The organism is Sphingosinicella terrae, from assembly GCF_003347635.1.
Classification (GTDB): domain Bacteria; phylum Pseudomonadota; class Alphaproteobacteria; order Sphingomonadales; family Sphingomonadaceae; genus Allosphingosinicella; species Allosphingosinicella terrae.
This window is the reverse complement of the sequence record NZ_QDFY01000014.1, coordinates 66,564-92,801: the sequence shown is the minus strand read 5'-3', so window position 1 is coordinate 92,801 and position 26,238 is coordinate 66,564. Positions and strand designations below refer to the sequence as shown.

The 26,238-nt window shown below is 66.6% G+C and carries 29 protein-coding genes and 1 tRNA gene; 13 read left to right on the top strand and 17 right to left on the bottom strand.

Annotated elements, in window-relative coordinates; translation table 11 throughout:
* Window positions 1-243: 243 nt before the first annotated feature.
* A complete protein-coding gene (locus DDE10_RS20185) occupies window positions 244-942 on the bottom strand; it encodes a dienelactone hydrolase family protein (protein WP_284734789.1) in 699 nt (232 codons plus the stop codon).
* A 78-nt stretch (window positions 943-1,020) separates the two neighbouring features.
* Here DDE10_RS20185 and DDE10_RS20180 point away from each other — a divergent pair, with 78 nt between their 5' ends.
* From DDE10_RS20180 to DDE10_RS20155, 6 genes are read left to right on the top strand one after another with little or no spacing between them, the layout of a single operon-like run.
* Entirely contained in the window at window positions 1,021-1,257 is a 237-nt protein-coding gene (locus DDE10_RS20180; RefSeq protein WP_114954607.1) for a DUF6489 family protein, read from the top strand.
* Window positions 1,254-2,522 (top strand): tRNA uridine-5-carboxymethylaminomethyl(34) synthesis GTPase MnmE, encoded by a 1,269-nt coding sequence (gene mnmE / locus DDE10_RS20175; protein WP_114954612.1) that lies wholly within the window; start codon window positions 1,254-1,256, stop codon window positions 2,520-2,522. Before DDE10_RS20180 ends, mnmE begins: the two co-directional genes overlap by 4 nt.
* 51 nt (window positions 2,523-2,573) lie before the next feature.
* Complete coding sequence (gene mnmG, locus DDE10_RS20170) at window positions 2,574-4,424, top strand: tRNA uridine-5-carboxymethylaminomethyl(34) synthesis enzyme MnmG (RefSeq protein ID WP_114954606.1); 1,851 nt, start codon at window positions 2,574-2,576, stop codon at window positions 4,422-4,424.
* Window positions 4,425-4,439: 15 nt separating this feature from the next.
* Complete coding sequence (gene rsmG, locus DDE10_RS20165) at window positions 4,440-5,075, top strand: 16S rRNA (guanine(527)-N(7))-methyltransferase RsmG (protein WP_114954605.1); 636 nt, start codon at window positions 4,440-4,442, stop codon at window positions 5,073-5,075.
* Window positions 5,072-5,854 carry a ParA family protein gene (locus DDE10_RS20160; protein WP_114954604.1) on the top strand — a complete coding sequence of 261 codons (783 nt, stop codon included), beginning with the start codon at window positions 5,072-5,074 and terminating at the stop codon, window positions 5,852-5,854. The genes rsmG and DDE10_RS20160 overlap by 4 nt, the downstream gene beginning before the upstream one ends.
* On the top strand, window positions 5,851-6,738 hold the full coding sequence (locus DDE10_RS20155; protein WP_114954603.1) for a ParB/RepB/Spo0J family partition protein: 888 nt from the start codon (window positions 5,851-5,853) through the stop codon (window positions 6,736-6,738). The genes DDE10_RS20160 and DDE10_RS20155 overlap by 4 nt, the downstream gene beginning before the upstream one ends.
* Window positions 6,739-6,797: 59 nt before the next feature.
* Here DDE10_RS20155 and holA read toward each other — a convergent pair whose 3' ends face one another.
* The 4 genes from holA to DDE10_RS20135 all read right to left on the bottom strand — a co-directional run bounded on the left by holA (window position 6,798) and on the right by DDE10_RS20135 (window position 11,449).
* Window positions 6,798-7,820 carry a DNA polymerase III subunit delta gene (holA, locus tag DDE10_RS20150; protein WP_114954602.1) on the bottom strand — a complete coding sequence of 341 codons (1,023 nt, stop codon included), beginning with the start codon at window positions 7,818-7,820 and terminating at the stop codon, window positions 6,798-6,800.
* The gene (gene lptE / locus DDE10_RS20145; protein ID WP_114954601.1) at window positions 7,817-8,317 is read right to left on the bottom strand and encodes an LPS assembly lipoprotein LptE; all 501 of its coding nucleotides are present in this window, start codon (window positions 8,315-8,317) and stop codon (window positions 7,817-7,819) included. Before lptE ends, holA begins: the two co-directional genes overlap by 4 nt.
* On the bottom strand, window positions 8,314-10,848 hold the full coding sequence (leuS, locus tag DDE10_RS20140; protein WP_114954600.1) for a leucine--tRNA ligase: 2,535 nt from the start codon (window positions 10,846-10,848) through the stop codon (window positions 8,314-8,316). Before leuS ends, lptE begins: the two co-directional genes overlap by 4 nt.
* Before the next feature lie 124 nt (window positions 10,849-10,972).
* Window positions 10,973-11,449: a DUF3576 domain-containing protein gene (locus DDE10_RS20135; protein ID WP_114954599.1), complete on the bottom strand. Its 477-nt coding sequence runs from the start codon at window positions 11,447-11,449 to the stop codon at window positions 10,973-10,975.
* A 243-nt stretch (window positions 11,450-11,692) separates the two neighbouring features.
* Between DDE10_RS20135 and DDE10_RS20130 the strand changes: the two genes are divergently transcribed.
* Window positions 11,693-12,406 (top strand): porin, encoded by a 714-nt coding sequence (locus tag DDE10_RS20130; protein WP_114954598.1) that lies wholly within the window; start codon window positions 11,693-11,695, stop codon window positions 12,404-12,406.
* On the opposite strand, the gene DDE10_RS20125 is transcribed toward DDE10_RS20130, so the two are convergent.
* On the bottom strand, window positions 12,379-12,906 hold the full coding sequence (locus DDE10_RS20125) for a thiamine phosphate synthase (RefSeq protein WP_284734788.1): 528 nt from the start codon (window positions 12,904-12,906) through the stop codon (window positions 12,379-12,381). The genes DDE10_RS20130 and DDE10_RS20125 overlap by 28 nt on opposite strands.
* A 58-nt stretch (window positions 12,907-12,964) precedes the next feature.
* Here DDE10_RS20125 and DDE10_RS20120 point away from each other — a divergent pair, with 58 nt between their 5' ends.
* Window positions 12,965-13,627 carry a YggS family pyridoxal phosphate-dependent enzyme gene (locus tag DDE10_RS20120; RefSeq protein ID WP_114954596.1) on the top strand — a complete coding sequence of 221 codons (663 nt, stop codon included), beginning with the start codon at window positions 12,965-12,967 and terminating at the stop codon, window positions 13,625-13,627.
* A gap of 6 nt (window positions 13,628-13,633) precedes the next feature.
* Entirely contained in the window at window positions 13,634-14,302 is a 669-nt protein-coding gene (locus tag DDE10_RS20115) for an HAD family hydrolase (RefSeq protein WP_114954595.1), read from the top strand.
* Here the strand turns inward: DDE10_RS20115 and ribA are convergent, their stop codons facing one another.
* The 4 genes from ribA to DDE10_RS20095 all read right to left on the bottom strand — a co-directional run bounded on the left by ribA (window position 14,303) and on the right by DDE10_RS20095 (window position 19,447).
* The gene (gene ribA / locus DDE10_RS20110; RefSeq protein WP_114954594.1) at window positions 14,303-15,349 is read right to left on the bottom strand and encodes a GTP cyclohydrolase II; all 1,047 of its coding nucleotides are present in this window, start codon (window positions 15,347-15,349) and stop codon (window positions 14,303-14,305) included.
* Window positions 15,346-16,140, bottom strand: a complete 795-nt coding sequence (locus tag DDE10_RS20105) for an exodeoxyribonuclease III (RefSeq protein ID WP_114954593.1) — start codon at window positions 16,138-16,140, stop codon at window positions 15,346-15,348. Before DDE10_RS20105 ends, ribA begins: the two co-directional genes overlap by 4 nt.
* Before the next feature lie 227 nt (window positions 16,141-16,367).
* Window positions 16,368-16,997: a LolA family protein gene (locus tag DDE10_RS20100; RefSeq protein WP_114954611.1), complete on the bottom strand. Its 630-nt coding sequence runs from the start codon at window positions 16,995-16,997 to the stop codon at window positions 16,368-16,370.
* A 134-nt stretch (window positions 16,998-17,131) separates the two neighbouring features.
* On the bottom strand, window positions 17,132-19,447 hold the full coding sequence (locus tag DDE10_RS20095; protein ID WP_114954610.1) for a DNA translocase FtsK: 2,316 nt from the start codon (window positions 19,445-19,447) through the stop codon (window positions 17,132-17,134).
* 172 nt (window positions 19,448-19,619) lie between these two features.
* Here DDE10_RS20095 and DDE10_RS20090 point away from each other — a divergent pair, with 172 nt between their 5' ends.
* Window positions 19,620-20,840 carry an FAD-dependent monooxygenase gene (locus DDE10_RS20090; protein WP_114954592.1) on the top strand — a complete coding sequence of 407 codons (1,221 nt, stop codon included), beginning with the start codon at window positions 19,620-19,622 and terminating at the stop codon, window positions 20,838-20,840.
* 14 nt (window positions 20,841-20,854) lie between these two features.
* Here DDE10_RS20090 and DDE10_RS20085 read toward each other — a convergent pair whose 3' ends face one another.
* Genes DDE10_RS20085 through DDE10_RS20070 form a run of 4 tightly spaced genes read right to left on the bottom strand, consistent with a single transcriptional unit; the run spans window position 20,855 to window position 22,957 of the window.
* The gene (locus DDE10_RS20085) at window positions 20,855-21,250 is read right to left on the bottom strand and encodes a hypothetical protein (protein WP_162806757.1); all 396 of its coding nucleotides are present in this window, start codon (window positions 21,248-21,250) and stop codon (window positions 20,855-20,857) included.
* A complete protein-coding gene (locus tag DDE10_RS20080) occupies window positions 21,247-21,417 on the bottom strand; it encodes a Trm112 family protein (RefSeq protein WP_114954590.1) in 171 nt (56 codons plus the stop codon). Before DDE10_RS20080 ends, DDE10_RS20085 begins: the two co-directional genes overlap by 4 nt.
* On the bottom strand, window positions 21,414-22,049 hold the full coding sequence (locus DDE10_RS20075) for an LON peptidase substrate-binding domain-containing protein (protein ID WP_114954589.1): 636 nt from the start codon (window positions 22,047-22,049) through the stop codon (window positions 21,414-21,416). The genes DDE10_RS20080 and DDE10_RS20075 overlap by 4 nt, the downstream gene beginning before the upstream one ends.
* Window positions 22,049-22,957 carry a tetratricopeptide repeat protein gene (locus DDE10_RS20070; protein ID WP_162806756.1) on the bottom strand — a complete coding sequence of 303 codons (909 nt, stop codon included), beginning with the start codon at window positions 22,955-22,957 and terminating at the stop codon, window positions 22,049-22,051. Before DDE10_RS20070 ends, DDE10_RS20075 begins: the two co-directional genes overlap by 1 nt.
* Before the next feature lie 159 nt (window positions 22,958-23,116).
* On the opposite strand from DDE10_RS20070, the gene DDE10_RS20065 reads away from it, so the two are divergent.
* Window positions 23,117-23,191, top strand: a tRNA-Gly gene (locus DDE10_RS20065).
* 44 nt (window positions 23,192-23,235) lie between these two features.
* Here DDE10_RS20065 and DDE10_RS20060 read toward each other — a convergent pair.
* The 3 genes from DDE10_RS20060 to DDE10_RS20050 form a co-directional block, all read right to left on the bottom strand.
* A complete protein-coding gene (locus tag DDE10_RS20060) occupies window positions 23,236-23,421 on the bottom strand; it encodes a hypothetical protein (protein WP_284734787.1) in 186 nt (61 codons plus the stop codon).
* A gap of 315 nt (window positions 23,422-23,736) precedes the next feature.
* Window positions 23,737-24,570, bottom strand: coding sequence for a DUF3800 domain-containing protein (locus DDE10_RS20055; protein ID WP_114954587.1), 834 nt, complete (start codon window positions 24,568-24,570; stop codon window positions 23,737-23,739).
* A gap of 127 nt (window positions 24,571-24,697) precedes the next feature.
* Window positions 24,698-25,231, bottom strand: coding sequence for a winged helix-turn-helix transcriptional regulator (locus DDE10_RS20050; RefSeq protein ID WP_114954586.1), 534 nt, complete (start codon window positions 25,229-25,231; stop codon window positions 24,698-24,700).
* Window positions 25,232-25,302: 71 nt separating this feature from the next.
* On the opposite strand from DDE10_RS20050, the gene DDE10_RS20045 reads away from it, so the two are divergent.
* Window positions 25,303-25,680: a VOC family protein gene (locus tag DDE10_RS20045; RefSeq protein ID WP_114954585.1), complete on the top strand. Its 378-nt coding sequence runs from the start codon at window positions 25,303-25,305 to the stop codon at window positions 25,678-25,680.
* A 57-nt stretch (window positions 25,681-25,737) separates the two neighbouring features.
* Window positions 25,738-26,163 carry an FKBP-type peptidyl-prolyl cis-trans isomerase gene (locus tag DDE10_RS20040; RefSeq protein WP_114954584.1) on the top strand — a complete coding sequence of 142 codons (426 nt, stop codon included), beginning with the start codon at window positions 25,738-25,740 and terminating at the stop codon, window positions 26,161-26,163.
* Window positions 26,164-26,238: the final 75 nt, after the last annotated feature.

Genomic DNA, 26,238 nt, shown 5'->3' with positions numbered 1-26,238 from the left:
GATCGGAACCCTCCTCGACCACTTCCAACCTGCCGAATGCGCGAACTACCTCGCAAACAGCGGATATGCTTCAGTCTAAGATGATCATGCTCTAGAGCCGCGCGGAAGGTTGGTTCACCGGCTCACCGACAGCGATGCGTCGCCGTGTCGCTTCAGGAAGAGTTTCACGGCGAGGCTTGGCGGCTCGGCCGGATGCTTCTGCACCTGGTACGAAGCGGTCGGCGCGGAGTTCGCCGGCTGATTCTATCCCAGATGCTCCGCGAAGAAGGCTTCGGTGCGGCGGTCCGCAAGCCGCGCCGATTCTTCGCTGCGCCGGTTGCCCATCTCCGCGGCGAAGCCGTGATCTTCTTCCAAATAGTCGTGGAGCGTCACGCGCGGATGATTGTCGAGCGCCCCGTGCACCGTCCGTTGCTGCTCTTCCGGCACGAAATGGTCGGCCGCCGCGACGTGGAGCAGCAGCGGATGGGCGATGGCGTGCTTCTCGTGGAGGAGATTGATCAGCCCGACGGGGTAATAGCCGACGCTTGCATCGACGTCTGTCCGGGCAGCGGTCATATAGGCCAGCCTTCCGCCGAGGCAGTAGCCGACGCACCCGACCTTTCGACCTTCGGGCAGGCGTCTGCGCGCCTCGCGGATCGTTGCTTCGATGTCGCCTATGCCCTGGTCCTGATCGAAGCGCTGCATCAGCTCGAGGGCCTGCTGGAACTGTTCCGGAATGTCGGGATCGAGCTCGACGCCCGGTTGGAGCCGCCAGAAAAGGTCGGGGGCGAGGGCGAGGTAGCCGAGGCTCGCCAAGCGATCGCATTTCCGGCGTATGCCTTCGTTGACGCCGAATATCTCCTGGATGACAATGACGGCGCCCCGGGCTGCGCCCTCGGGCTCGGCGACATAGGCGGAAAAGTGACCGTCATCCGCGAGCGTCGGGACCTCGTTCATCGCCATCACATCCTCCTCCACTTGCGAAGCCGTCGACTATCCCCCTAGACGCTGCGAGGCAATTGTTCCGGAAGGGAGCTGGCGATGAAAGTCACCGTGGATGTCGACTGCACGCCCGAGGAGGCTCGCCGCTTCCTTGGCCTTCCGGATCTTTCGCCGGTTCACGAGGCCTATGTCGAAAAGATGAAGGCAGCGGTGAGTGACGGTCCAAATCCGGAAATGCTGTCGGACATGATGAAGGCGTGGGGGCCGATGAGCGAGGCCGGTCTGGGTATGTGGCGGCAGATGTTCGACCAGTTGAGTGGGAAGACGCAAAGCTGAGCGACACCGTCTACGCCCTATCGTCGGGCGCGCCGCCGGCGGCGATCGCCGTCGTCAGGATCAGCGGCCCGAAAGCGGGAGAGGCGCTCGCCGCGCTGGCGGGGCGTCTCCCGGAGCCGCGGCGGGCAAGGCTCGCCTCCCTCCGTCACGACGGCGAACTGCTCGACCAGGCACTCATCCTCTATTTCCGGGGACCCGCCAGCGAGACCGGGGAGGATGTGGCGGAGCTTCAGCTTCACGGTGGTCGCGCGGTCGTCGCCGCTGTGCTGGCGGCGCTCGGGACGATGCCGGGGCTTCGCCCGGCGGAACCGGGTGAGTTTACACGCCGCGCGTTCGAGAACGGCCGGATCGACCTCAGCGGCGCGGAAGGGCTCGCCGACCTGCTGTTCAGCGAGACTCAGAATCAGCGCCGCTCGGCGCTGGCGCTGGCAAGCGGCGGGTTGGTCCGTCAGGTGGAGACATGGCAGGCGCGGATCCTCGCAATATCGGCACAGGTCGAAGCCTTGCTTGATTTCTCCGACGAGGGAGATGTCGGGGAGGCGTGGCCGGACCTCGCGGACCTGGCGGCGGTCGCCGAGGAGTGGCGATCCTGGCTGGCGCGGCCGCCCGCGGAGAGGCTGCGCGAAGGCGTGCGCGTCGTCATCGCAGGCCCTCCGAACGCCGGAAAGTCTAGTCTCCTCAACGCCCTGGCTGGAAGAGACGTGGCCATCACCTCCGAAGTCGCGGGGACGACCCGTGACGTCGTCGAGGCGCCCACGGCTATTGCGGGCACGCCTTTCCTGCTCGTCGATACCGCTGGGCTCAGGGAAAGCCCCGATTTGATCGAATCAATGGGAGTCGATCGGGCGAGGCGTACGCTCGAAGCCGCCGACATCATCCTGTGGCTCGGTGACGCGGAGGAATGCCCCGACCGGGAACGCGCGATCATGGTCCATTCCAAGCTCGATCTCTTGCCATCGTCAGGCGAGGCGGACATCGCCGTCTCCAGTGTCACGGGCGAAGGACTTGACCGGTTGACGGGTCTGCTCCTCGAGCGCTCGCGCGCGCTACTTCCAGGTGAGGGCGAGATCGCCATCAACGCTCGCCACCGCGCGGTCCTGACCGAGGCACTGGCCCATGTACGCGACGCGTTGGGGGCGACGGACCTTCTCATCCTAGCCGAGGCCCTCCGACTGGCGCGAAGGGCGATCGACAAGCTGACCGGCCGCGCCGGCGTCGAGCAGATGCTCGATGCTCTCTTCGGTCGATTCTGCGTCGGCAAATAGATTTCGATTGCGGGCGTTGTTCCACGTGGAACAAGCGCCTAGATCGCCCTCGTGAGCGCTTCATTCGACATCATTGTCATCGGCGGCGGGCATGCTGGCACCGAAGCGGCGGCGGCGGCCGCACGGATGGGCGCCTCCGTCGCCTTGCTCAGCTTCGATCGTGAACAGATCGGCGCCATGTCTTGCAACCCGGCAATGGGCGGGCTCGGCAAAGGCCACCTGATCCGTGAGGTGGATGCCTTTGACGGCCTCATCGCCCGCGCTTCGGATGAGGCTGCCATTCACTATCGCATGCTCAACGCGAGCAAGGGAGCGGCGGTAAGAGGACCCAGAGTCCAGGCCGATCGCCGGCGTTACAAGGATAGTATTCACCGGCTGCTCGAACGCCAGCAGCGGCTTGAGATCGTCGAGGGCGAAGCGGTCGCCCTGGAGCTGGACGGGCGGCGGCTGACGGGCTTGGCCCTGGCCGACGGCCGCCGCCTCGCCGCCAAGGCGGTCATCCTCGCCACCGGGACCTTCCTGGGCGGCAAGCTGCACTTCGGCTTGTCCCAGCTGGAGGGTGGCCGTGTCGGCGAGCGCGCGGCTATGGCGCTCGGTGTGCAACTGCGCCGGCTGGGGCTCCCGCTGGCACGGCTGAAGACCGGCACTCCGCCGCGCCTCGACGGCCGGACGATCGATTGGAGCGTGCTCGAGCGACAGCTGTCCGACGACGGGGACTGGACCATGTCGAGCCTCAGTGCCGGCCGGCCGATGCCCCAGCTCTTCTGTGCCATCACCCGAACCAACGCGCGCACGCACGCCATCATTCGTGCGAACCTCCATAGATCACCCCTGTTCGCTGGCGAGATCACTGGAATAGGCCCTCGCTACTGCCCATCGATCGAAGACAAGGTCCACCGCTTCGGCGACCGCGACGGCCACCAGGTGTTTCTGGAGCCGGAGGGCATCGACGATCCCGCCATCTATCCGAACGGGATCTCGACCTCTCTTCCCGAAGACGTTCAGCTCGAGATGGTCAGGTCGATGCCGGGGCTCGAGCGGGTCGAGATTCTCCAGCCTGGATATGCAGTCGAATATGACCATGTCGATCCGCGCATCCTCGCGACCACTCTGGCGGTTCGCGACATGGAGGGTGTCTATCTCGCGGGGCAGATCAACGGCACCACGGGTTATGAGGAAGCTGCCGCGCAGGGGCTGGTTGCAGGTCTCAATGCCGCGGCATCTGTGCTCGGCCGAGATCCGATCCTTTTCGACCGAACCGAATCCTATATCGGCGTCATGGTCGATGACCTGGTGCTGCAGGGCGTGACCGAGCCGTACCGGATGCTCACCGCGCGCGCAGAATATCGGCTTCGCCTTCGCGCTGATAATGCGGCGGCGAGGCTGACAGCGAAGGCGATCGAAGCGGGCTGTGTCTCGGACGAGCGGGAACGGCATTTCAAGCAGCGGCAGGCGGAACGGGCGACCATCGAAGGCAGGCTCTCGGCCCGGTTCAGCGGTGCGGCGATGCGCCGAGCCGGAATAGACGTGCGCGACGACGGCGTTGTGAGAGCCCTTGGGGAATGGTTGCGCTTTCCGGAACTCGACGAGAGCAGCCTGATCCGGTTGGATCCGGAGCTTGGCGCGTTCGACGCCGCGACGCTTCACGAAGCGGTCCAAGACCATCGTTACGCGCCCTATGTGAGTCGCCAGCAGGCCGAGGTGGATCGCCTGCGTTCCGATGATGCTGTTCCGATCACCGGTGACCTCGACTTCGCGGCCATTCCGGGCCTGTCCGTGGAGATGGTGGAACGACTTTCGGCAGCCCGGCCTGCTACCCTCGGTGCGGCCTCGCGAATCCGGGGTGTCACGCCCGCTGCGCTCGCTGCGATCCTCGTACACGCCCGTCGTCGTGCCGCCTGATGTTCCACGTGGAACATGAGCGAGGATGAGGCCCGCGCCTGGATCGAGGCGCACTTCGATGTTCCACGTGAAACAATGGCGGCATTGGATCGGTTCGCATCGTTCCTGAGAGAATCGAACGAGCGCCAGAACCTCGTGTCTTCAGCGAGCCTGCTGCAACTTTGGCGGCGGCACATCGTCGATTCCGCGCAGTTGCTTAGCCTTGCGCCTTCCCATGACGCTGGCTGGCTGGATCTGGGAGCCGGCGCAGGCTTTCCGGGCCTGATCGTCGCCGCGCTGCATGGCGGCCCCGTCACCTTGATCGAGGAGAGGCGCCTGAGAGTCGAGTTCCTCCGCGAGGCAGCCCGCCTCATGTCGCTCGACGTCGAAGTGATCGGCGGCAAGGTGGAGCGGGTCGCGGCGCGCCCCTTCGGCGTGATCAGCGCCCGCGCCTTCGCCCCATTGCCGCGGCTGCTCGATCTCGGCCTTCGCTTTTCCACAGGAAAGACCGTCTGGCTGCTGCCGAAGGGACGAAATGCGCAGGCGGAACTGGAAGCGCTCGGTACTTCGTGGCAGGGTGACTTCCGTCTCGAGGCGAGTGTCACCGACCAGGAAGCGCGGATTATCGTGGCGACGGGGGTTCGCCAGGGGATCAAGAGGAAAACAGGATGATCCGGATCGCGGTGGCTAACCAGAAAGGCGGGGTCGGCAAGACCACGACGGCGATCAATCTTGCGACGGCGTTGGCCGCGACCGGCTGGCGAGTCCTGCTCATCGATCTGGACCCCCAGGGCAATGCTTCCACCGGCCTCGGAATCTCGCACGCCCTGCGCGACCGTTCCAGTTACGAGCTGCTCACGGGCCAGAGCAGCCTGGACGAAGCCGTGATCGCGACGCGCGTTCCCCGTCTCGACATCGTTCCTGCCACGGTCGACCTGTCCGGAGCCGAGATCGAGCTCATCGACATTGAGAGCCGCACCCATCGCCTGGACAAGGCGCTCGAAGGTACGGCCGAGGCGCGTTGGGACGTCTGCCTCATCGATTGTCCGCCTTCGCTCGGCTTGCTGACCGTCAATGCGCTCGTGGCCGCCAACGCGATCCTGGTGCCGCTCCAGGCGGAATTTTTCGCGCTCGAGGGATTGAGTCAGCTCCTCCAGACCGTCGAGCGGATTCGCTCGCGGTTCAATCCGGAGCTGTCGATCCTCGGGGTCGCGCTGACCATGTACGACCGGCGCAACAACCTTTCAGCCCAGGTTTCGGACGACGTCCGCGCGTGTCTCGGCAACGTCGTGTTCGACACCGTGATACCACGCAACGTTCGCCTTTCCGAAGCACCGAGCCATGGCATTCCGGCGCTGATCTATGACCATCGCTGCCCAGGCTCGGAAGCCTATATTGCCTTGGCCCGCGAGCTGATCGCGCGGTTGCCGCGCAAGGCAGAAGCGGCATGAGCGAGGACGCGCCCAAGCGTCGGCCGTCCGGCCTGGGTCGCGGCCTGTCCTCCCTGCTCGGCGATGCCGTTCACGAGGGACCCGTGAGCGGCGGGCCCAAGCGCGGGGACGTGCGTCAGCTACCTGTCGCCAGCATCGAGCCTCACCCGGACCAGCCGCGCCGCGTCTTTCGCGAGGAGGCGTTGGCTGAGCTCGCGCAGTCCATCCAGTCGCGCGGGGTCATCCAGCCGATCGTCGTCCGGCCACACGGCCATCGTTTCCAGATCGTCGCCGGGGAACGTCGCTGGCGTGCGGCCCAGAAGGCGCGGCTGCACGAAATTCCGGCTATCGTCCGTGAGTTCAGCGAGGCCGAGACGCTCGAAATCGCCTTGCTCGAGAACCTTCAGCGCCAGGATCTGAACGCGATCGAGGAGGCGCAAGCCTACAAGCGGCTGATGGAGGATTTCGGCCATACCCAGGAAGCGCTCGGCCAGATTGTCCATAAATCGCGCAGCCATGTCGCTAACCTATTGAGACTGCTAGACCTTCCGCCGGCCGTGCAGGCAATGGTCGATTCGGGCGAGTTGACCATGGGGCACGCGCGGGCGCTGGTCAGCGCGCAGGATCCTGAGGCGCTTGCCGACGAGGTGGTCCGCCGCGGCCTTTCGGTGCGAGAAACCGAGAAACTGGCTCGTGAAGGCAAGCCGACCCGACAGCGACCCCTGCCGATCGGCTACAAGGGCGCCAGCGCGGATATCGCCGCGCTGGAGCGCCAGCTCGGCGACATGATCGGGCTCAAGGTCGCGATCAAGCACACGCCCAAGGGGGGATCGGTCACGCTCGCTTATGGCAGTCTCGACCAGCTCGACATGATCTGCCAGCGCCTCAGCGGCGATAAATTCTGACGCCGCACCCGCGCCGAAAGCAGCAGGGGCGGCGAAAGTGACCCAAAAGGTCGCTGGGATCAGCGCAGCCGTGCTGCCTGCCGACAAATGGCGAACAATTCGGCGTCGGCGGCGACAAGGCCTGGGCCGTCGGGCCGCATAACGTCGCGCTGGGCGGCAGTGAGGCGGCTCACCGCCTTGGCGATCAGCGGCGCACGCCACCGGGCGAGCTGCCCGGCGACGATGTCGCGCTCCTTCCAGAAAACCGCCTTTCCGGCCGATTCCATCACGCTGCCGACGCTGTTGCCCTGCTCGACCTCGCCGCGCAGGCGCGCCAGCAGCATCATTCTGCGCATCAGCGCGCGGATCAGCGTGATGCCTTCCTCGCCCTCGGCGCGCAGCCGCGCCAGCTCGGCCTCGACAATGTTGGGCTGCCCCCCCAGCACGGCATCCACCAGACGGGACAGGTCGCCTTCGTCCGCATCCGCGCCGACGGCGTCGACGACGTCGTGATCGACCGGCTTCGATGCCTCGGCCGAGGCATCGACGTAGAGCGCGAACTTTACCAACTCCTGCGCAATGATGGCCCGGTTGCCGCCGCAGGCATCGGCGATCCGGCGGGCAACGTCCGGCCTGACGGTCAGCCCATGCTCGCGCGCGAGCTCCAGGACGAGGCGGTCGGCGTCTCGCCCATCCGGCAAATAGCTCGCGAACGCGAGTGCCGCCGGCGAGGCCAGTGCGAGCTTGAGCAGTCGCGATGCCGGCTTCAGCGCTCCCGAAACGATAGCGACCGGATTGCCCGCCGCCGGCGCCTCGATCAGAGCCTCGACCGCGGCCGTGACCTCGTCGCCGGCCGGTTCGACCAGGATCCAGCGGGCGCCGCCGAACATAGAGATCGCGGCTGCCTCGTCGGCGAGCCGCGCTGGATCACCCTTCAACTCGGTGCCGGTGAGATCGATGCGCTCCGCGTCTCCCCCCATCGAAGCGGCGAGCTTCTTGACGAGGCCGCGGCTACCCGCCTCGTCGGGCCCATGGAGCAGGAAGAAGCGGATCTGGCCAGGGTTGGCGAGCGCCCGTTCGATTTGCGGCCGGTTGGCTTTCACCGGGCCTCGCCGCGCCGTGAAGCGTAGAGGGCCAGGCGTGTGACGATCTGATCGGCAACCTCGGCCGACAGGCGCTCGAGCGCGGTCTGCTCGGCGGCGACCGTCGCATATTCGGACGAGACGACGTCAATTCCCGCGTCGGAGCCGGCCGTCGCGTCGAGCAGGACTGTTCCTCGCTGCGCGTCGACCAGGCGATAGCGCGCCCGCAAGGTCCGCCGTTCACGGGTCACGCTGTTGTCCGGGCGAATGCCGAAGCCGGTGATGTCGTCGTCGAGCTCGACCTCCAGCCGGTAGAGGGGATTCTGGGCGCCGCCATTGCCGAGCCGGTCCTCGAGCGCCGTGCGTACCAGCCAGCCGGAGCGCCCGGGGATCGGCGCAATCGCGACCGATCCGAGGGTCTGCGCCACCTCGCCCGAGCTGCCGCCGGCATAAAGCGGCCGAAGACCGCAGGCCGGGAGCAGCGTGAGCACCAGTGCCAAGGCCACGACGCGTTTCATGCGACGAGATTGACCAGCCGGTCGGGGACGACGATCACCTTGCGCGGCGGCTTGCCTTCCAGGGCCCGTGCGACCTTCTCCGATGCCAGCGCCATCTGCTCCAGCGCCTCCCGCGGCGAGCCCTTGGGCGCGGTCAGCGTGTCGCGCAGCTTGCCGTTGATCTGGACGGCGATGGTGACCTTGTCATCCACCAGCAAAGCCGGGTCCGCCTCGGGCCAGGGGGCGTCGGCGACCAGGCCGTCGCCCCCCGAAGCGGCCCAGGCCTCTTCCGCAATGTGAGGCACCATCGGAGCGACCAGCCGAATCATCACCTCGATCGCCTCGCGGCGGGTTTCGGAGGGCGGCGCCTTCTCGATCGCATTGGCCAGCTCGTAGAGGTTGGCAACAGCCTTGTTGAATGCGAGCGCCTCGATATTGGCGCCGACGGCCGCGATGGTCTGATGCAGCTTTCGGCGAAGCGGCGCATTTTCGATCCCTCCTGCTTCGGCCGCGCCGAGACCTTCCGCGGTCAACCGCCACAGGCGCTGGACGAAACGCCAGGCGCCCTGAATGGCCGCTTCGCTCCATTCGAGATCGCGCTCGGGTGGGCTGTCGGACAGCATGAACCAACGTACGGCGTCGGCACCATACTGATCGACGATCGGTTCCGGATCGACGGTATTGCGTTTCGACTTGGACATCTTCTCGACCCGGCCCGTCTCGACCGGCCCGCCGCTCGCCACCTCGACGAGGCGGCCATCCTGCGTTTCGACCTCATCGGGATTGAGCCAGCGCCCGTCAGCGGCGCGATAGGTCTCGTGAGTAACCATGCCCTGGGTGAACAAGCCGCGGAAGGGCTCGTCCACCTCGAGCCGACCGATCCTCTTGAGCGCCCGAGTCCAGAACCGAGCGTACAGCAGGTGCAAGATCGCATGCTCGACGCCGCCGATATACTGGTCGACGGGCAGCCAGGATTGCGCGACCCCCTGATCGTAGGGGCGATCGCCCGGCTGACTGGCGAAGCGAATGAAATACCAGGAAGAATCGACGAACGTGTCGAGCGTGTCGGTCTCGCGCCGCGCCTGCCCGCCGCACTTCGGACAAGCGACGTGCTTCCACGTCGGATGCCGCTCGAGCGGATTGCCGGGGATATCGAAGGCGACGTCGTCCGGCAGTTTCACCGGCAGCTGATCGCGCGGCACCGGCACCGTTCCGCACGTCTCGCAGTGGATGATCGGGATCGGCGTGCCCCAGTAACGCTGCCGCGAGACGCCCCAGTCCCGAAGGCGCCAGACGGTCGTTCCCTCGCCCCAGCCATCTGCCTCGGCGCGAAGCACCACCTCCGCCTTGGCCGCCTCCACATCCAATCCGTCGAGGAAGCGCGAGTTGACGATGACGCCATCGCCGTTCTCAGCCTCGCCTTCGACCGGCTTGTCCGCCTCCTCGGCCGAGGCCGCGACGACGCGACGGATCGGCAGGCCATATTTGGTCGCGAACTCGAAATCGCGCTGATCGTGCGCGGGCACGCCGAAAATCGCGCCGGTCCCATAATCCATCAGCACGAAATTGGCGATGTAGACTGGGAGCCGCCAGTCCGCGTCGAGCGGATGGACCACTTCCAGGCCGGTGTCATAGCCCTTCTTCTCGGCCGTCTCGAGCTCGGCTGCGGTGGTTCCACCCTTCTTGCATTCGGCGATGAAGGCGGCGACGGCCGGATCGCGCTGCGCTAGCGCCTGCGCAATTGGGTGATCGGGTGACAAAGCGGCGAAGCTCGCGCCGAAGATGGTGTCGGGCCGGGTGGTGAACACCTCAAAGCCTGCCTCGCCCGAATGGGGAGGCACGGCGAATCGGAAACGGAAGCGCATCCCGCGGCTCTTGCCGATCCAGTTTTGCTGCATCAGCCGTACCTTTTCCGGCCAGTCGTCGAGCGCGTCGAGACCGGTCAGCAGCTCGTCGGCGAAGTCGGTGATGCGCAGGAACCACTGGTCGAGCTTGCGCCGCTCGACCAGCGCGCCGGAGCGCCAGCCACGGCCGTCGATGACCTGCTCGTTGGCGAGCACGGTCATGTCGACCGGGTCCCAATTCACCTCGCTTTGGCGCCGATAGACGAGGCCGCCTTCGAACAGGTCGAGAAACAGCGCCTGCTCATGGCCGTAATATGCGGGGTCGCAGGTCGCCAGCTCACGGCTCCAGTCGAGGCCGAAACCGAGCCGCTTGAGCTGGGCGCGCATGGTCGCGATGTTGGCCCAGGTCCATTCGCCCGGATGGACTCCTCGCTCCATGGCCGCATTCTCCGCCGGCATTCCGAAGGCGTCCCAGCCCATCGGGTGGAGCACCTCGAACCCCTTCATCCGGCGGTAGCGCGCGAGGACGTCGCCCATCGTATAGTTGCGGACATGGCCCATGTGGATCCGGCCCGACGGGTAAGGGAACATCTCGAGGATGTAGGCCTTGGGGCGCGGGCTCTCGTCGGCGGCGCGGAACGTGCCCGTCTCATCCCAGATCTTCTGCCACCGGGCATCGGCCTTGGCCGGATTGAAGCGCGATGCCATCGCGAATCTCTTCCTCAAGCTGCTGAAAATACGGATCGGCCGCCCCCCGGCACCCCGGAGAGCGGCCCGTCCTCATATGGCAGGCGGGCGCCGCCGCAAAGCCGCTTTCGCGGCCCGCAGGACGTCAGCCGGAGACGATGGTGGCGCGGCGGATGTCGCGGGCGCGGGTGAGGATGATCTCCTCGAGCCGCTGCACCGTCGCGGCCGCGACCGGCGCGGCGACCCACTGTCCGTTCTGCATCACCTCGCGCGCGGCCGTCACCCGCAGGGCGTCGGCCCGCAGGTCGGCATCAAGGATGGCCGCCGTCACCTTCACCCGCTCCGAAGGATTCTCAGGATTGGCATACCATTCCGTGACGATGACCCCCCCGCTGGAATCGCTCTGCGCCAGCGGCGCGAAGGACAGCGTGTCCAGTGCCGCCCTCCAGAGATAGGCATTGACCCCTATGGTCGTGGTCTGGCTCGCGGCGAGATCGGCCTGACGCACCTCGTCCTGGGACGAGCCGCCAAACGTCCGATTGATGTCGTCGCGGATGAACTGGCAGCCGCCTAGGGATAGGGCGCAGGCCGCGGCCAGGCCAATGGTCAAAACGCGAGCCATGATGGGGTTCCTCGGAAACACTCTCTTGCGACCGCCGTTTATAGATGACGCCGCCCTCGCGGCAAGCTCTCTCGTCGGCGCCCGATCGGGGGCCGCTTCATGTTCGGGCAAGGTTCGTTGTGTGAATCCTGCAACAGACCGCAACGATTCAGGAGCGCTTCGATCCCGCTGCTGGGAAAGCGCGCCCAGCCGTACTAAATGTGAGACAGATAGGAGTCTGGAGGCTTGCTGAAGGTTCGGGCCATGGCTGCGGCTGGGAGCGCATCGCTGATCGCGATGGCGCTGATGCTCGCCCCTGCCTTCGCCCAGTCCGCCTCCCGCACCAAGGCTTCGCGCCCAGGCGTCGCGGCCACCGCGCGCCCGATCGGCGCCTTCACGCCGGCCGTCTCCGATCCCCGGCTCGCCGCTGCCCTTGCCCGCCGCGGAACCCGCCTCAATACCGATTTCCGATTCACCCCGGCAAGCAATGCCAGTGAGCGGAACCGCTCGGTCCGTGTGGCGATCCGGGCCCGCGCCAGTACGCCGGCGGAGGCGGCCCGCACCGTTCTGCAGACGACTTCGGCGAGCCCGGTCACCGCGATCACGCCGAGCTCCTACAATCTCGGCGTCTCGCTCGGCTGGCGTCGCTTCGCGGTTTCCGGCGACGTCGCCCAGGCGGAAGGGGGAGTGGTTCCTGGTCGCCGCGAGGCCGCGCAGGTCGGGATGAGCTACCGCGCCAATCGTCGCCTGACCGGCCGTGTCGCGGTCGCCGCCGAGCGTGCCGACGGCGCCCAGCAGCTGGTCGCGGACGACGAGGCCTATTCGCTGGACGTCGGCGGCGCCTTCTCGATCACGCGCAATGTCGATGTCACCGCCGGCGCCCGCTACCGTATCGCACGCGACCGGCTCGAGCCGATGTCGCGAGACGAGCGCCGCGACAGCCAGGCCGTCTACGTCGGAACCGCCTTCCGCTTCTGATTCTGGCCCATCCAGGCATCTATCCCCGCCCAGCCATAAGCCCCCGCTGCCGCGAGCGCACGGCCGCGCCGCGCGTCCATGCCGCCGAGCGCCACGACCGGGAGCCGGCTCTGGCGAGCAAGGCGGGCGAAGCCGATTCGTCCGAGCGCCCGCGCGCCCGGATGGCTCCTCGTGGCATGGACCGGCGACAGGAAGACGAGATCGGCCCCGGAACGCTCGGCCGCCCTTATCTCACGCAGATCGTGGGCAGGCGCTGATCGAAGCCCGCGTACGCCGCCTCCTCGGCCGTGGCTGCCGTCGGCGTGCCATGCGCGGGCCTTGCGCCCCGTTCCGGCGAGCAGCAGCAGCAGGCGTTGCCGCCGCGCCGCCTTCCTCACCCTGTCGAAGAGCGCCCGCCTTGCCGCGGCCTCCAGTCGGTAATGGCGAAAGACGATGCCGGACCCGCGCGGCAGCCGGGCGATGGCCTCCATCAGGTGCTCGCCAAGGCGCTCATCGGTCATCAGCCAGAGTCGCGGGAGAGGGTGGCGGGGCCGCATCGGCCTACCTATAGCAGCCGCGATGAACGAGGCATCGGAAAGGCTCGCGGCAGTGCGGGCGGGGATCGCCCGGGCGGCCGCCGTGTCCGGGCGGGAGGCGGGTGACGTCACTTTGATCGCGGTGTCGAAGATGCATCCTGCGGCGTCGATCGAGCCGATGATCGCGGCAGGCCATCGCGATTTCGGCGAGAGCAGGGTCCAGGAGGCACAGGCGAAATGGCCTGAGCTGCGCGAACGCCATCCGGAGGTGCGCCTGCACTTCATCGGGCGGCTCCAGTCCAACAAGGCGGAGGAGGCCGTGGCCATGTTCGACGTCCTGCACTCGGTGGACCGGCCGTCGCTCGTCGACGCGCTGGCCGCCGCCGCGGGGAAGTCGGCGCGCCGGCCGGACTGCTTCCTCCAGGTCAATATCGGCGACGAGCCGCAGAAGGGCGGCTGCTTGCCAGCGGAGCTGCCGGCCCTGCTCGATCGAGCGCGGGCGGCGTCGCTCGCGGTCGTCGGACTGATGTGCATTCCACCCGACGCGGTGGAGCCTGCCCCCTATTTCGCCTTGCTGGCGAAGCTCGCTCGGCGTCATGGCGTCGACGGCCTCTCGATGGGGATGTCGGGCGATTACGAGACGGCCGTGGCCATCGGTGCCACCCACGTCCGGGTCGGGACGGCCTTGTTCGGCGGGCGCGGCTGATCGGTCGTGCGGTTCGACGCCATCATCTTCGATTTCGACGGGGTCCTGATCGAGAGCGAGCATGTCCACAATGTCCATCTCGCCGACTATCTGACCCATCTGGGCCACCCCACCACCGTCCAGGAGGCGGTCGAGAATTTCATGGGCTTGTCGGGCGCGGCATTCATTCAGGCGCTCGAGCAGTGGATCGCGCAGCCCTTGCCCACCGACTTCCATGAAGCGCATGCCGCCCTCGACGCCCGCGCGCTTGAAGAGGGCCTGGAAGAGGTCGCCGGCGCAGTCGGCTTCATCCTGGGCCTCCCACCGGGTCTTCCACGCGCCATCGCCTCGTCGAGCCGGGTGAGCTGGATCGAGCGGCATCTGGAGCATCTCGGCGTGCGGGAGCATTTCGGCGACATGATCTTCAGCGGTCACCAGCATGTCGCGCGGGGCAAGCCGGCGCCCGACATCTATCTTCATGCCGCCCAGGCTCTGGGCGTCGACATCGCCCGAAGCGTCATCATCGAGGATTCGCCGGTCGGCGCCACCGGCGCCGTCGCCTCCGGCGCACAAGTGATCGGCCTGTGCGCGGGGAGCCATTGCCTGCCCGGCCACGCCGAGCGGCTGCGGACGATCGGAGTTCACCGGATCGCCCACGATTTCGACGAGGTGCGGGACTTCCTCCTGCGCTCCTGATCAGAGCTGATGGCCGCTGCGATCGCGCTTGGTCTCGAGATAACGGCGGTTGTGCTGGCCGGCCGGCATCTGCAGCGGGATCCGCTCGGACACCTCTATCCCCTCCGCCTCCAGGCCGGCGACCTTGCGCGGGTTGTTGGTGAGCAGCCGGACGCGATCCTGTGACAGCGCCTTCAGCATCGTCGCCGCGATCGCGAAGCTGCGCTCATCGTCCGCGAAGCCCAGCCTGACATTGGCGTCGACCGTGTCGAATCCCTGATCCTGAAGCGCGTAGGCGCGCAGCTTGTTGACGAGACCGATGCCCCGGCCTTCCTGGCGCAGATAGAGGAGTATGCCCCAGCCCGAGGCTGCGATCGCCTCCAGCGCATGCGCCAGCTGCGGTCCGCAATCGCATTTGAGCGAGCCGAGAACGTCGCCGGTCAGGCACTCGCTGTGCAATCGGACCAGCGGTGGCATGCCGTGGGGATTGCCAACCAGGAGCGCAACCGGCTCCGTCGTGTCGCCGTCGGCGCGAAAGGCGACGATCTCGGCCTTTTCGGCGAAGCGCATCGGGAGCCGGGCGCGCGAGACCATCCTGAGATCGCCGCCGCCGCCGAAAGCCGCCACGTCGGCGAGGCTCACCCGCGCCTCGGCTTCGCCGCTGCCGCCGACGAAGAGGGCGGGCAAGAGGCCGGCGAGGCGGGCCAGGCGCAGCGCCGCCTTCGCCACATCGGGGGCGTCCACCGGCAGGGTCCGGAACGGGCCCTTGAGCGGCGTCGCGAGATCCAGCGCCGGATCGGCGATCGCTGTCGCGGTGGCGAGGTCGATCCACGGGCTGCGCTCGATCCTGACGGGGGCATTGGGCAGGGCTTCGCGCTGGTTGGTGAGCTTCAGCGTCGCGGCACGATTGCCGGCGATCAGAAGATCGGACGGCGTGGCGCCGTCGAAGGCGGCGAGCGTCTTCGCGTCGGCAGTCTCGACGGCGAGCAGGAGGGTCTCGTCGACCGCAACCGGCCAGCCCCGGCGAAGCGCGTCGATGGCGCGGGCGACATCCCGCGCGCCGGTCAAATCGAGAATTCCGTCATCAAGGGGACGTGATCGGAGGGGCGGGTCCAACTGCGGCACGGCTTGAACACGTCGTGGGCCGTCGCCAGAGCCGCGACATCGGGCGTGGCCCACATATGGTCGAGCCGCCTTCCGCGGTCGTTGCGCGTCCAGTCGGGCGAGCGATAGCTCCACCAGGTGAACAGCCGCTCGGGCGCCGGCACGAAATGGCGGCCGAGGTCGATCCAGCCATTGCTCTGCTGCAGACGTGCAAGCGCCTCGACCTCGACCGGCGTGTGGCTGACGACGTTGAGAAGCTGCTTGTGGCTCCAGACGTCGCATTCCAGCGGCGCGACGTTGAAGTCGCCCACCAGAACGGTGGGCGCGCCGCATTGCTCGGACCAGCGCGTCATTCGCTCGATGAAGTCGAGTTTCTGCCCGAATTTCGGATTCTGCGCACGGTCGGGAATATCCCCGCCGGCGGGGACGTAGACGTTCTCGAGACGGATCCCGCAGTCCAGGCGGACACCGACATGGCGCGCCTCGCCATTGGCCTGCCAATCGAAACGCTCGTCCTCGCGCATCGGCACGCGGCTGATGATGGCGACGCCATGGTGCATGCGCTGGCCGCAGATGATGATCCGATCATAGCCGAGCCGGCGAAACAGCGTCTCCGGAAAGTCGCCGTCGCAAACCTTGGTCTCCTGCAGGCACAGGATGTCAGGCGATTGTTCGGTCAGGAATTTCTCGACGATCTCGGTGCGCGCACGGATGCTGTTGATGTTCCAGGAAGCGATTTTCAAGGTCGTGGACATGGGGGCGGCTTAGCGGGCGGGCCGTTCGCTGTCGATGTGGCGGAGATATGGAAAGGCCCCCGCTCCGGGGGCGTGGAGCGGAGGCCTACCAAGCGTTCTCACGCGAGGTCAATTGCGTCGGCTGGTTCGGGCAACAGGGGGAAAACCCGAATGCACTCCCGCAATTGCAGTCTCATTTCTATCGCGAAGCACCTGTCGCCCGGATGAACGATCATCCCCGGCACGAGCTAGCCGCGCGGGCCGCGCCTCGTCGGATCGCGGAAAGTGAACAGGCTGTCGGCAACCGGCACGTTGAACCGCTGGCCCGACAATCGCACAGAGGTCAGGTTGTTCTGCGCGTCGACGACGTTCCAGCCCTGCAACATCAGCCCGGCCGGAGCATTGGAGACCTTCGCGAAGGCAATCTGGATGGTGCCGAACTCGCGGCGGCGGGGATCGCGTGCTTCGATCATCAGCACCTGGTCGTCATTGCGCGTCACCCGGGCGAATCGAGACAGATCCTGCCCGGGATTCAACAAGACCGAGAGCGGCGAATCGTTGATCGGCCAGCGCTGCCGCTGGCCCACGTCGTAATCGATGAAGTTGAGGGCCCGGCCGTCGCCGACGATCAGCATGTTGGCGTCGCGGCCATAGTCGAACCGGATCTTGCCGGGCCGCTTCAGGCTCAGCGTGCCGCTCATCGATCGGCCGCCCCGATCGGTCTGGGTGAAGCGGGCGGTCATCGTGTCGACCGAGCGCAGGTGGGATTGGACCTGCGTCAGCCCATCGGACGCCTGCGCGACGACCGGTGCGGGAGACAGCGCCACCAGCGCCGTCACCGGCGCGACCGCAAGAACGAGTGCGCGTAAACGCAGCATGAAAACCTCCATATCGGATTTGGCGCCGTATTGGCGACCCGCCGTTGAATGCCTCGTGAACTGGCCGGTTCCCTCGGGTTCAGGCATCGAAGCCTGGCAGGCAGGCGCAGTTCTGGCCGTCGAGGCGGCGTTGCTCAGGCGAGCGGGCGTCCGTCCGTGTCGACCAGCACCTCGCGCCGCCCGACATGATCCGGGGCGCTGACGAACCCTTCCTTCTCCATCCGCTCGATCAGGCGGGCCGCATTGTTGTAGCCGACGCGCAGCTGGCGCTGAAGGTAGGAAGTCGACGCCTTCTGGCTTTCCGCCACGACCTGGACGGCCTTGCGGAAGAGCTGGGTCTCGGCATCGTCCTCGCCGACTGGCTGACCCTCGAACAGGTAGCCGCCGTCCTCAGGCTCCTCGGTCACTGCCATGACATATTCGGGGCTGCCTTGGCCCCGCCAATGTTCGGCGACCGCCCGCACCTCCTCGTCGGAGACGAACGGCCCATGGACGCGGGCGATCTGCTTGCCTCCGGGCATGTAGAGCATGTCGCCCTTGCCAAGCAGCTGCTCCGCGCCCTGCTCGCCGAGGATGGTCCGGCTGTCTATCTTCGACGTGACGGCGAAGGAGATACGGGTCGGCAGATTGGCCTTGATGACGCCGGTGATGACGTCGACCGACGGGCGCTGGGTGGCCATGATCAAGTGGATGCCGGCGGCGCGCGCCTTCTGCGCGAGCCGCTGGATCAGAAACTCGACCTCCTTGCCCGCGGTCATCATCAGATCGGCGAGCTCGTCGACGATGACGACGATCTGCGGCAGAAGCTCATATTCGAGCTCCTCCATCTCATATTGCGGCTGGCCCGTCTCGGGGTCGTAGCCGGTCTGGACGCGCCGGCCGAGGGGCTGGCCCTTCATCTTGGCCTCGCGCACCTTGGCGTTGAAGCTGGACAACTGGCGCACCCCGATCGACGCCATCATCCGATAGCGCTCCTCCATCTGCTCGACCGTCCATTTGAGCGCTCGGATCGCCTTGGCCGGTTCGGTGACCACGGGCGCCAGAAGATGCGGAATGTCGTCGTAGGAGGAGAGCTCGAGCATCTTCGGGTCGATCATGATCATCCGGCACTGCTCGGGCGTGAGGCGGTAGAGCAGTGACAGGATCATGCAGTTGAGGCCGACCGACTTGCCCGAGCCGGTGGTGCCGGCGACGAGCAGATGCGGCATCGGCGCCAGGTCGGCGACGACGGGATCGCCGGCGATGTTCTTGCCGAGGATGATCGGCAGCTGCGCCACCTGGTCCTCGAACGCGGGGCTGGCGACGAGCTCGGAGAGCATCACCATCTCGCGTTTGGCATTGGGCAGCTCGATCCCGATCACGCTGCGGCCGGGAATGGTCGCGACGCGCGCGGAGAGCGCCGACATGTTGCGGGCAATGTCGTCGGCCAGTTGGATGACTCGGCTCGCCTTGATGCCACTCGCCGGCTCGAGCTCGTACATGGTGACGACTGGACCGGGGCGGACCTCGACGATCTCCCCTTTGACCGAGAAATCCTCGAGCACCGATTCGAGCAGGCGCGCGTTGCGCTCGAGCGCGGCCTTGTCGAGGGCGAAGTTCGCCGCCGGCGGCGGCGGGTTGAGCAGATCGATCGACGGAAGCTGATAGCTGTCGCCGAGGGCAAGCGACGGCTGGCGCTCGCGCAGGGGCCGCCGCACCGGCTCGGTCGGAGCGCGGCGCTCGGCAATGACTGGACTGCGCGGTTCGGGCTCGGCGATCACCGGCGCGCGGGCGGGGCGCTCCTTGGGTTGAGGAAGCGCGTCCTCCTCGACCGTGCGCGGTGATCGAAGCCGACGGCTGGCGAGCCAGCGCCGCTCCTCGACAGTGAGCCCGAGACCCGCCAGCCATACGCCCAAGCCGGCCGCAGCGGTCAGCGCGATGATCGCCAGCCGGAAGGGCTCGGCAATGCCCGGGTCGCCCAACGCATCCAGGCCCAGGGTGACGAGACCGGCAAGGCCCAGCCCGATCGCGCCGCCCCAGCCTGCCGGCAGGCCATTGACGGCGCCGCCGACGAGCAGGCCGGCTGCGGTGCCGATGAGGGCGATGCCGACCAGGGTAAGGACGAGCGATCTCAGCCATCGGCCGGGCTCGACGCCGCGCGCCAGCCTCAGCCCGACGACCAGGATCAAGGGCAGCAGCATCCCGACCGGCGGCCCGAACAGCATGAGCAACAGATCCGATGTCCAGGCCCCGGCGCTGCCCATCCAGTTGTGGACCGGCCCGGCGGCGCTCGTGTTGAGCGCCGGGTCGCTCGGCCGATAACTGACCAGCGAGGCGAGCGCGAACACGGCGCCGACGCTCAGCACAACGCCGCCGAGCAAGGTGCTCGACCGCTTCGCGCCGCGATTGATGCTCTCGCGCCACCGCGCGAGGCGCCCGTCGCGACCGTTTCGCGCCGTCGTTGCCGCCATCGTCGTGCCCCAAATGTTCCCGAGGCCCTTCATGCGCTCCGGCGGAGTCCCGGGTCAAGCGCGCGGCGTTGCAAGGAGGCAACGGCCGGACGCATTTCGACCATGCGCAGGACGGCTCCGAGCTCGCACCTCGCGCGTTTCCAGGCGACGCGAAACGGTCTAGGGGACGCTCATGGAGCGCGCGGATGTCATCATTCTCGGCGGCGGACTGGTCGGCCTGACTCTCGCCATCGCCCTCGATCGCCACGGACTTACCAGCATCGTAGTCGACCCGGCCGAGCCGGAGGCCCATTTGGCGACGCGCTACGACGGGCGCGTCACCGCCGTCTCGAGCTCGTCCTGGCGGATGCTGCAGACGATCGGAGTGGGCGTGCGTCTCGAGGGCCAAGGCTGCCCGATCGAGAGCATCCGGGTCAACGAGGCGCTCAAGCCCGGCGCCATTCTCTTCGAACCATCGCCCGATGACGATCCGCTCGGCATGATGTTCGAGAACCGACTGCTGCGGGCAGCGCTTCGGGCCTGCGCCGGTGACTCCGAGCGCGTCGCGCTGCTCATGCCGGCGCGGCCGGGGGAGGTGGTCCGGGACGCTTCCGGCACCCGAGTCGCGCTCGAGGACGGCCGCCTTGTCCAGGCTCCGCTGCTGGTCGGCGCCGAGGGCCGGGGATCGCCGATCCGCGAGGCGGCCGGCATTTCGATGGCCCGCTGGAGTTACGACCATGTCGCGATCGTCGCGACCGTCTCGCACGAGCGTTGGCACGAAAACGTCGCCTACGAGATCTTCTACCCCGACGGCCCGTTCGCCATCTTGCCGATGCTCGAAGGCGAAGATGGCAGGCCGCGCTCGGCGATCGTCTGGTCGGTCAAGGCGGCCGATTCGGAGGCGATGCTGGGCTTGCCGGAACGCGCGCTCGCCCACGAGATCGAGAAGAGGATGGGCGGATTCCTCGGTGGTGTCGCCCTTGCGGGGCCGCGCTGGAGCTACCGCCTCGGCTTCCATCATGCGGCGCAGATCACCGATGAGCGGCTGGCGCTCGTCGGCGACGCCGCTCACGGCATTCATCCCATCGCCGGCCAGGGGCTCAATCTCGGCTTCCGCGATGCGGCGGCGCTGACCGAGGTGCTCGTCGAGGGCGCGCGTCTGGGGCTGGATCTGGGCGATGCTCAATTGCTCGCGCGTTACCAGGCATGGCGCAGCCTCGACACGTTCATGGTCGCGCTCGCCACGGACAGCCTCACTCGCCTTTATGGCGTGCCGGGCCGGGCCGCTTCGACCGTCCGCCGCTTCGGCATGGGCCTCGTCGAGCGGATCGGGCCACTCAAGGAACGGTTCATGGCCGAGGCCCGCGGCGAGAGTGGAGACCTCCCGCTGCTCCTGCGAGGCCTTCCGATCTAGCGTCGGACCCTTGGCTAGAGCCTGGCTTCGTCCTTCTGGCGGGCCGGCTCGGCGGCAGCGCGCGTTCGGATCATCAGGAAGGTTCCGGACCAGGCACCGGGCACCGTCCATTGTCCAATGATCTCGTCCCCGGCCAAATCGACCTGGCCTTCGTAGCGCACCGTCCGATAGTCGTCGTCGAAGTCGTCATAGGTCTTGCGAAAGTTCACCGACGCGCCTTCGCGCCTGCCTTCGATCGTGGCGTGGAGCAGGGTGCCGCTGCCGTCATAATGCGGCTCTCGGGTAAGGTCGCTGATCATCCCGACATGGTCGCGCAGCTCAGCCTCGAACTGGCCGGGAGGCAACAGGCGCGGATAGTTGAAGATGCCGCGCCAGGCGCCGCTGAGGTCGGCCATATCCCCCGGAGTCACTCCAGTCTCCGCGCCGCCTCGACGAGCATGACCGGGATACCGCCGAGGACCGGGAAAGCGAGGCCGGCTGCCTCCGACACGAGTTCCTGCCTCGCCTCGTCCCAGAGCAGATTGCTCCGGGTCACCGGACAGACCAGCCGTTCGAGCAGGGCATGATCGAGCGTCACTGCATCGTCTCCGGCCCGTCCGCGCCGCCGGGCGCCATGCGCTGGAACTGCATGAACTGGACGAGCAGGTCGGCGCGAGCAGCCAGATCCCGTGCCTCCAGCAGCGCCTGCTTGGAGCCGACGTCGAGCGGTGCGATCTGACAGATGCCGTTGACGAGCATCTCGTCGTCGAGCCGTGCCACCGAATCCCAGTCGACCATGTAGCCGAGCGAATCGGCATAGGACCGCGCCTCGCGCTCCACCTCGGCCCGCTGGGCGATGCCGAGCACCGCGTCCTCCTCCTCGTCGAAGCCACCTCGGTCGGCGTCGACCTGACGATAGGGCGTGTCGACCTGCGCTTCCCGCGCGATCCTGAAGCGGCTGAGCCCTTCCAGGACCAGGTTGAAGCGCCCGTCGTCCAGCTCGTCGCAGGCGGAGATCCTGCCGAGGCAGCCGACGTCGAACAAATCGGAGGATTCTTTCGAGGGAGTGTCCCGCGGCTGGATCATCCCGATGAGGCGATCGCTCGCCAGCGCGTCGCGCACCATCGCGCGGTAGCGCGGCTCGAAGATGTGGAGCGGCAGCTGGCTTCGCGGAAAGAGGAGCGCTCCGGCGAGCGGAAAGATCGGGACCCGCAGTAGCGCCTTGTCCATCAGCCGAACAGGATGGCCGAGAGTCGCCTGCGTTGCGCGGCGGCCCAGGGATCCTCGAGCCCGACGGCCTCGAGCAGCTGCAACAGGCGGCTACGGGCCGCACCTTCGTTCCATTCGCGATCGCGACGGACGATCTCGAGCAATTGGTCCGCGGCGGCGTCCCGGTCCCCGCGCGCCATAAGCGCCCCGGCGAGCTCGAATCGCGCCTCCAGATCGTCGGGATCGGCGGCGACGCGCCGCTCGAATTCGGCCGATTCGCCGGCCGGTGCGACGTCGGTCAGCGCCAGCGCGGACCGCGCCCGGGCAATCGCCGGATCCTTGTCAGCCTTTTCGGGCACTTCGGCGAGCAGCGCTCTCGCCTCGTCGGTCTCGCCGGCCGCGATCAAGGCGCGGGCGAGCCCGGAGAGGGCGTCGGGATGTTCCGGCGCCATGTCGACGATCTGACGGAAGATGCCGACGGCGCGGGGCGCGTCGCCGCCGGCGAGCACCTCCTCGCCCATCTCGATCAGCGGCTCGACCTCGGCCTCGCGCTGCTGGACCTCGCCTTGGATGGGCAGCTGGGCCAGGATCTGGTCCAGCGTCCGCGACAGCTGGCCTTCGGTCCGGGCCGACGTCAGGTCGGCGACCGGCTGGCCCTGGAAGAGCGCGTAGACGGTCGGAATGGACTGGATCCGGAACTGGGCCGCGATGAACTTCTCTTCGTCGACATTGACCTTGACCAGCTTGACGCCGCGATCGGCATAATCCGCCGCGACCTTCTCGAGAATCGGGGTCAGCTGCTTGCACGGCCCGCACCATTCAGCCCAGAAATCGAGGATGACGAGCGAGGTCATGCTCGGCTCGAGCACGTCCCGCCTGAAATTCTCCACCGCTTCGCGCTCGTCCGCGCTCAAGCCCAATGTCGCCACTTCCCATGCCTCCGGACGCTTCCTATCTCGGCTCCTATGTGGGATGGCGACCGGGTCTGCCAAGCCCGACGATTCTCGGCGGATCGGTACTTGCGGGGGTGAAGAGCCCATGCTAGCAGCCGCCGCCTCACCCGGACCGCTCCCGCGGTCCTCGCCAGAGCGGGCGTAGCTCAGGGGTAGAGCACAACCTTGCCAAGGTTGGGGTCGAGGGTTCGAATCCCTTCGCCCGCTCCAGTATTCAGCCTGTCCAGTCTGGACACATGGGTGACACAACGTACCTAAGACATAGGTGACAACCTCGGCCCGAACGGGTTGTCGAGGGTTTGCAGGGTTCGTTGTTCCAGATCGATATATCCCAGGTCGTAGTGCATGAAGGTGACGAGCCATATGCCGTCATCGACCTCCTTGATGCCGAGGCGCTGTCCGGCGAGCACGGTTGAGATGTTGATCTTCTTGCGGTGCATGCAGATGCGTCCGCAGCATGCGCGCCGCTTGATCGGGGAGTCGATGTATATCGCATGAGAGAGGCGGCCATCCTATCGACAGCCCTCCCTCGCGAGAAACAACCTCGCCATGGGCCAGCTTGACCGTTGCTCCTTCCGGCGCGCCAGGCGCGTGAACTCCTAAGCGACTCGAAACAAAGGAATTCTTTAGAGCTAGCTAAGTGCCTGAGAGTCTTGCGGGATTCGCGCGAGTTTGCTATGAGCAAACCCGGCCCTGCGGTCGCCGAAGCCTTCAGTTTCGCTGGGGGTATTGATGTAGGCGGCCGTGGGGCTTCGCTAGTTTGAGCGCTTCCCGCGGCTCGTATCTTCGATACTTCCTTCGGGCACAAAAACCCAATGCCGATATGGGTGAAGCCAGCGAGAGGCGAGGCCATTGCCATGACCGGTGGACGCGCCGATGTTGAAGTTGGGGTAGATTTCGCAGATCCGTTTCAGGATGTGCTTATATACGCGCTCCTTCGCTCTCGTTCGTTTGCCTCGCCGGTTTGAGTTGGCCGGCTTTTCCTTGTGCAAATCGTTAAGCCGGAACTGCATCGCTCCCAATACAACGTCCACCGCCTGCAGGATAACGTGCTGACTTGAATCAATTTCTGCAATGTCGGGTTTGGGGATCACGACGCGCGCATCGCGGAACGCGGCTACATTCGACAGCCCGCTGAGGAAGGATTTGAAGTTCTCAAGCTTTTCGGCCGTGTCGGGCGCGTCATCTAGAAGCACGGTGACTGACACCTCGGTGGCTCGTTCTGGGTTGCAATGGCCGAGGCCGAATGCGTGCTTAATGAACTGGTAGTAGAGCTTGAAGAAGCCACTGCCTTCATATTCGAGGTGGCGTGTCTGGTTGATGTTCTGCGTGCACATGATGCGGATTTTGAGCAGGCCGGCCGCGGCAAACTCGAAAATCTTGTCTGCAAACGCCCTATAAGCCGCCTCATTGTACTCGCTGATTTTGGTCCACTTCGCCTCGCCCCTGAGGTTATTCTCTGCCTTAACTGCATTAAGCTCGGCTTCGATCGCCTGACGGTCTGACGCCCGGAGGAGGGCGCCACCGTAGAAATTCGAATAGTAGCGGCCCTTGTCGTCGGACTCATCGCAATAGATGACGTAACGCACTCTGTTTCGGGTTCCGCTTAACCAGGTGGACCAGCATCTTAGTCGCTCGGCACCTGGAATGCGAATCCCGAGACCGACCGCTTGCTCTGCGCGGACGGACTTTGATGCGTCGTACAGCCTCTGTGCCTCATCGCATGACTTCCGCAAGCGCGCGTCCCTTGGGCGTCAGCCCGTAAATCGCGATCGGAGGGAATCTATCCTCCAGTGCGCGCTCGATCAGCGTCACCGAAAGCAACTGCTTCAAGGTCAGCGAAAGCGCTCTCGGTGTCACCGGGGCCAGAATCTGTCGCAAGTCGGTAAATCGGGCCGTCGCCTCGTCCAGGCGGGCGACCACGGGCAGCGACCATCGCGGCAGCTGGACCGGCTCCAGGCCGAGCCGACGGCGCTGCTCCATCAATTTGCCGCAGAAGGCAGCGACCGTCGCTCCGGAGGCGGTCAGCACATATTCCGGCCGGAGCGGATGTCCGTGCCCGCTATTGCGCACCAGCCACCCCGCCTCCTGGAGCTGCCCCAGGCTCGCGGCAAGCGCGCTTCGCGAGAGGCCGACCTGCGAAAGCATCGCGGCGAACCGGGAGCCTCCGCCTCCCGCATCGAGGTGCGCGAGGAGAGGAACCAGCCAACGACCGGCGGTCAGCCGCCTGAGCTCGTGCTCGTCGATCATCCGGGCTTGCTAACAGGAACAGAAAGTATATGCGATATAAAAACAGGACCTGATGATTCGGGAGGCGAAGCGTGGCGATCGACTATGACGGCGGACTGACCTGCGCCTTGAGCGTGCGGAGCCTCGATGCGAGCATCCCCTGGTATCGTGACGTGCTGGGCTTCGAGCTTCTCTATCGCCGCGACGACATCGCCTGGTGCGAATTCGGCACCGGCGTCGCCCGCGTGAATGTCGGTCTCTCCGAGGTCGAGCAACCCGGCGGACCCGGCGGCGCGACGCTGACCTTCGGCGTTTCCGATATCGAGGCGGCCAAGGCCGAGCTGGACCGGCACGGCGTCCGCCAGGACGGAGGGGTCCAGGAAGTTCCCGACATGGTCAGGCTCCTCACCTTTTACGATCCCGACGGGAATGCGCTGATGTTCTACCAAGACCTTCAGCAGGGATCATGATTGCCGCGGCCCGCCGGCCGGTGACAAGTTCACGTGCAGCGTCCAATAAGCGCGACCATGATCGCCTTGCTTCTCGCCGCTGCCGCGCAGGCCGCCGCCGCGCCCGCCGCCCCCCTCTCTCCGCAGCAAAGGGAGGGCAATGCCATCGTCACGACCGCCTCGGGGCTGCGCTATCAGGTGCTGGAGCCCGGCAGCGGCCGCCGTCCTGGACCTGAGGATGCGGTGCAGGTCACCTATGAAGGCCGTCTCCCCGATGGGACGCTCTTCGAATCCACTCCGGAGCCCGTTGGCCTGGCGGTCTCGGGCCTGATTCCGGGCTTCACCGAGGCGCTCCAGCTGATGCCGACGGGAAGCCGCTACCGCTTCTGGATCCCGCCGGCGCTCGCTTATGGCGAACGCGGGGCCGGCGGCGTCATCCCGCCCAATGCCGAGCTCGACTTCACCATCACGCTCGTCGCGGTAGGCCCACCCGCCCAGCCCTGACTGCCGTGCTCGGCAAGATCGGTGATGCGATCTCCCCGGGCTCCCGCCCATATTCAGCCAGGATCGCCTCGAGGC

What these genes read in the sequence shown, in the direction of transcription:
- DDE10_RS20185 (WP_284734789.1), bottom strand. Translation starts at nt 942, where the DNA reads ATGGCGATGAACGAGGTCCCGACGCTCGCGGATGACGGTCACTTTTCC.
- DDE10_RS20180 (WP_114954607.1), top strand. Translation starts at nt 1,021, where the DNA reads ATGAAAGTCACCGTGGATGTCGACTGCACGCCCGAGGAGGCTCGCCGC.
- rsmG (WP_114954605.1), top strand. Translation starts at nt 4,440, where the DNA reads ATGAGCGAGGATGAGGCCCGCGCCTGGATCGAGGCGCACTTCGATGTT.
- DDE10_RS20160 (WP_114954604.1), top strand. Translation starts at nt 5,072, where the DNA reads ATGATCCGGATCGCGGTGGCTAACCAGAAAGGCGGGGTCGGCAAGACC.
- DDE10_RS20155 (WP_114954603.1), top strand. Translation starts at nt 5,851, where the DNA reads ATGAGCGAGGACGCGCCCAAGCGTCGGCCGTCCGGCCTGGGTCGCGGC.
- lptE (WP_114954601.1), bottom strand. Translation starts at nt 8,317, where the DNA reads ATGAAACGCGTCGTGGCCTTGGCACTGGTGCTCACGCTGCTCCCGGCC.
- leuS (WP_114954600.1), bottom strand. Translation starts at nt 10,848, where the DNA reads ATGGCATCGCGCTTCAATCCGGCCAAGGCCGATGCCCGGTGGCAGAAG.
- DDE10_RS20135 (WP_114954599.1), bottom strand. Translation starts at nt 11,449, where the DNA reads ATGGCTCGCGTTTTGACCATTGGCCTGGCCGCGGCCTGCGCCCTATCC.
- DDE10_RS20130 (WP_114954598.1), top strand. Translation starts at nt 11,693, where the DNA reads ATGGCTGCGGCTGGGAGCGCATCGCTGATCGCGATGGCGCTGATGCTC.
- DDE10_RS20125 (WP_284734788.1), bottom strand. Translation starts at nt 12,906, where the DNA reads ATGACCGATGAGCGCCTTGGCGAGCACCTGATGGAGGCCATCGCCCGG.
- DDE10_RS20120 (WP_114954596.1), top strand. Translation starts at nt 12,965, where the DNA reads ATGAACGAGGCATCGGAAAGGCTCGCGGCAGTGCGGGCGGGGATCGCC.
- DDE10_RS20105 (WP_114954593.1), bottom strand. Translation starts at nt 16,140, where the DNA reads ATGTCCACGACCTTGAAAATCGCTTCCTGGAACATCAACAGCATCCGT.
- DDE10_RS20100 (WP_114954611.1), bottom strand. Translation starts at nt 16,997, where the DNA reads ATGCTGCGTTTACGCGCACTCGTTCTTGCGGTCGCGCCGGTGACGGCG.
- DDE10_RS20095 (WP_114954610.1), bottom strand. Translation starts at nt 19,447, where the DNA reads ATGGCGGCAACGACGGCGCGAAACGGTCGCGACGGGCGCCTCGCGCGG.
- DDE10_RS20090 (WP_114954592.1), top strand. Translation starts at nt 19,620, where the DNA reads ATGGAGCGCGCGGATGTCATCATTCTCGGCGGCGGACTGGTCGGCCTG.
- DDE10_RS20075 (WP_114954589.1), bottom strand. Translation starts at nt 22,049, where the DNA reads ATGGACAAGGCGCTACTGCGGGTCCCGATCTTTCCGCTCGCCGGAGCG.
- DDE10_RS20060 (WP_284734787.1), bottom strand. Translation starts at nt 23,421, where the DNA reads ATGCACCGCAAGAAGATCAACATCTCAACCGTGCTCGCCGGACAGCGC.
- DDE10_RS20050 (WP_114954586.1), bottom strand. Translation starts at nt 25,231, where the DNA reads ATGATCGACGAGCACGAGCTCAGGCGGCTGACCGCCGGTCGTTGGCTG.
- DDE10_RS20040 (WP_114954584.1), top strand. Translation starts at nt 25,738, where the DNA reads ATGATCGCCTTGCTTCTCGCCGCTGCCGCGCAGGCCGCCGCCGCGCCC.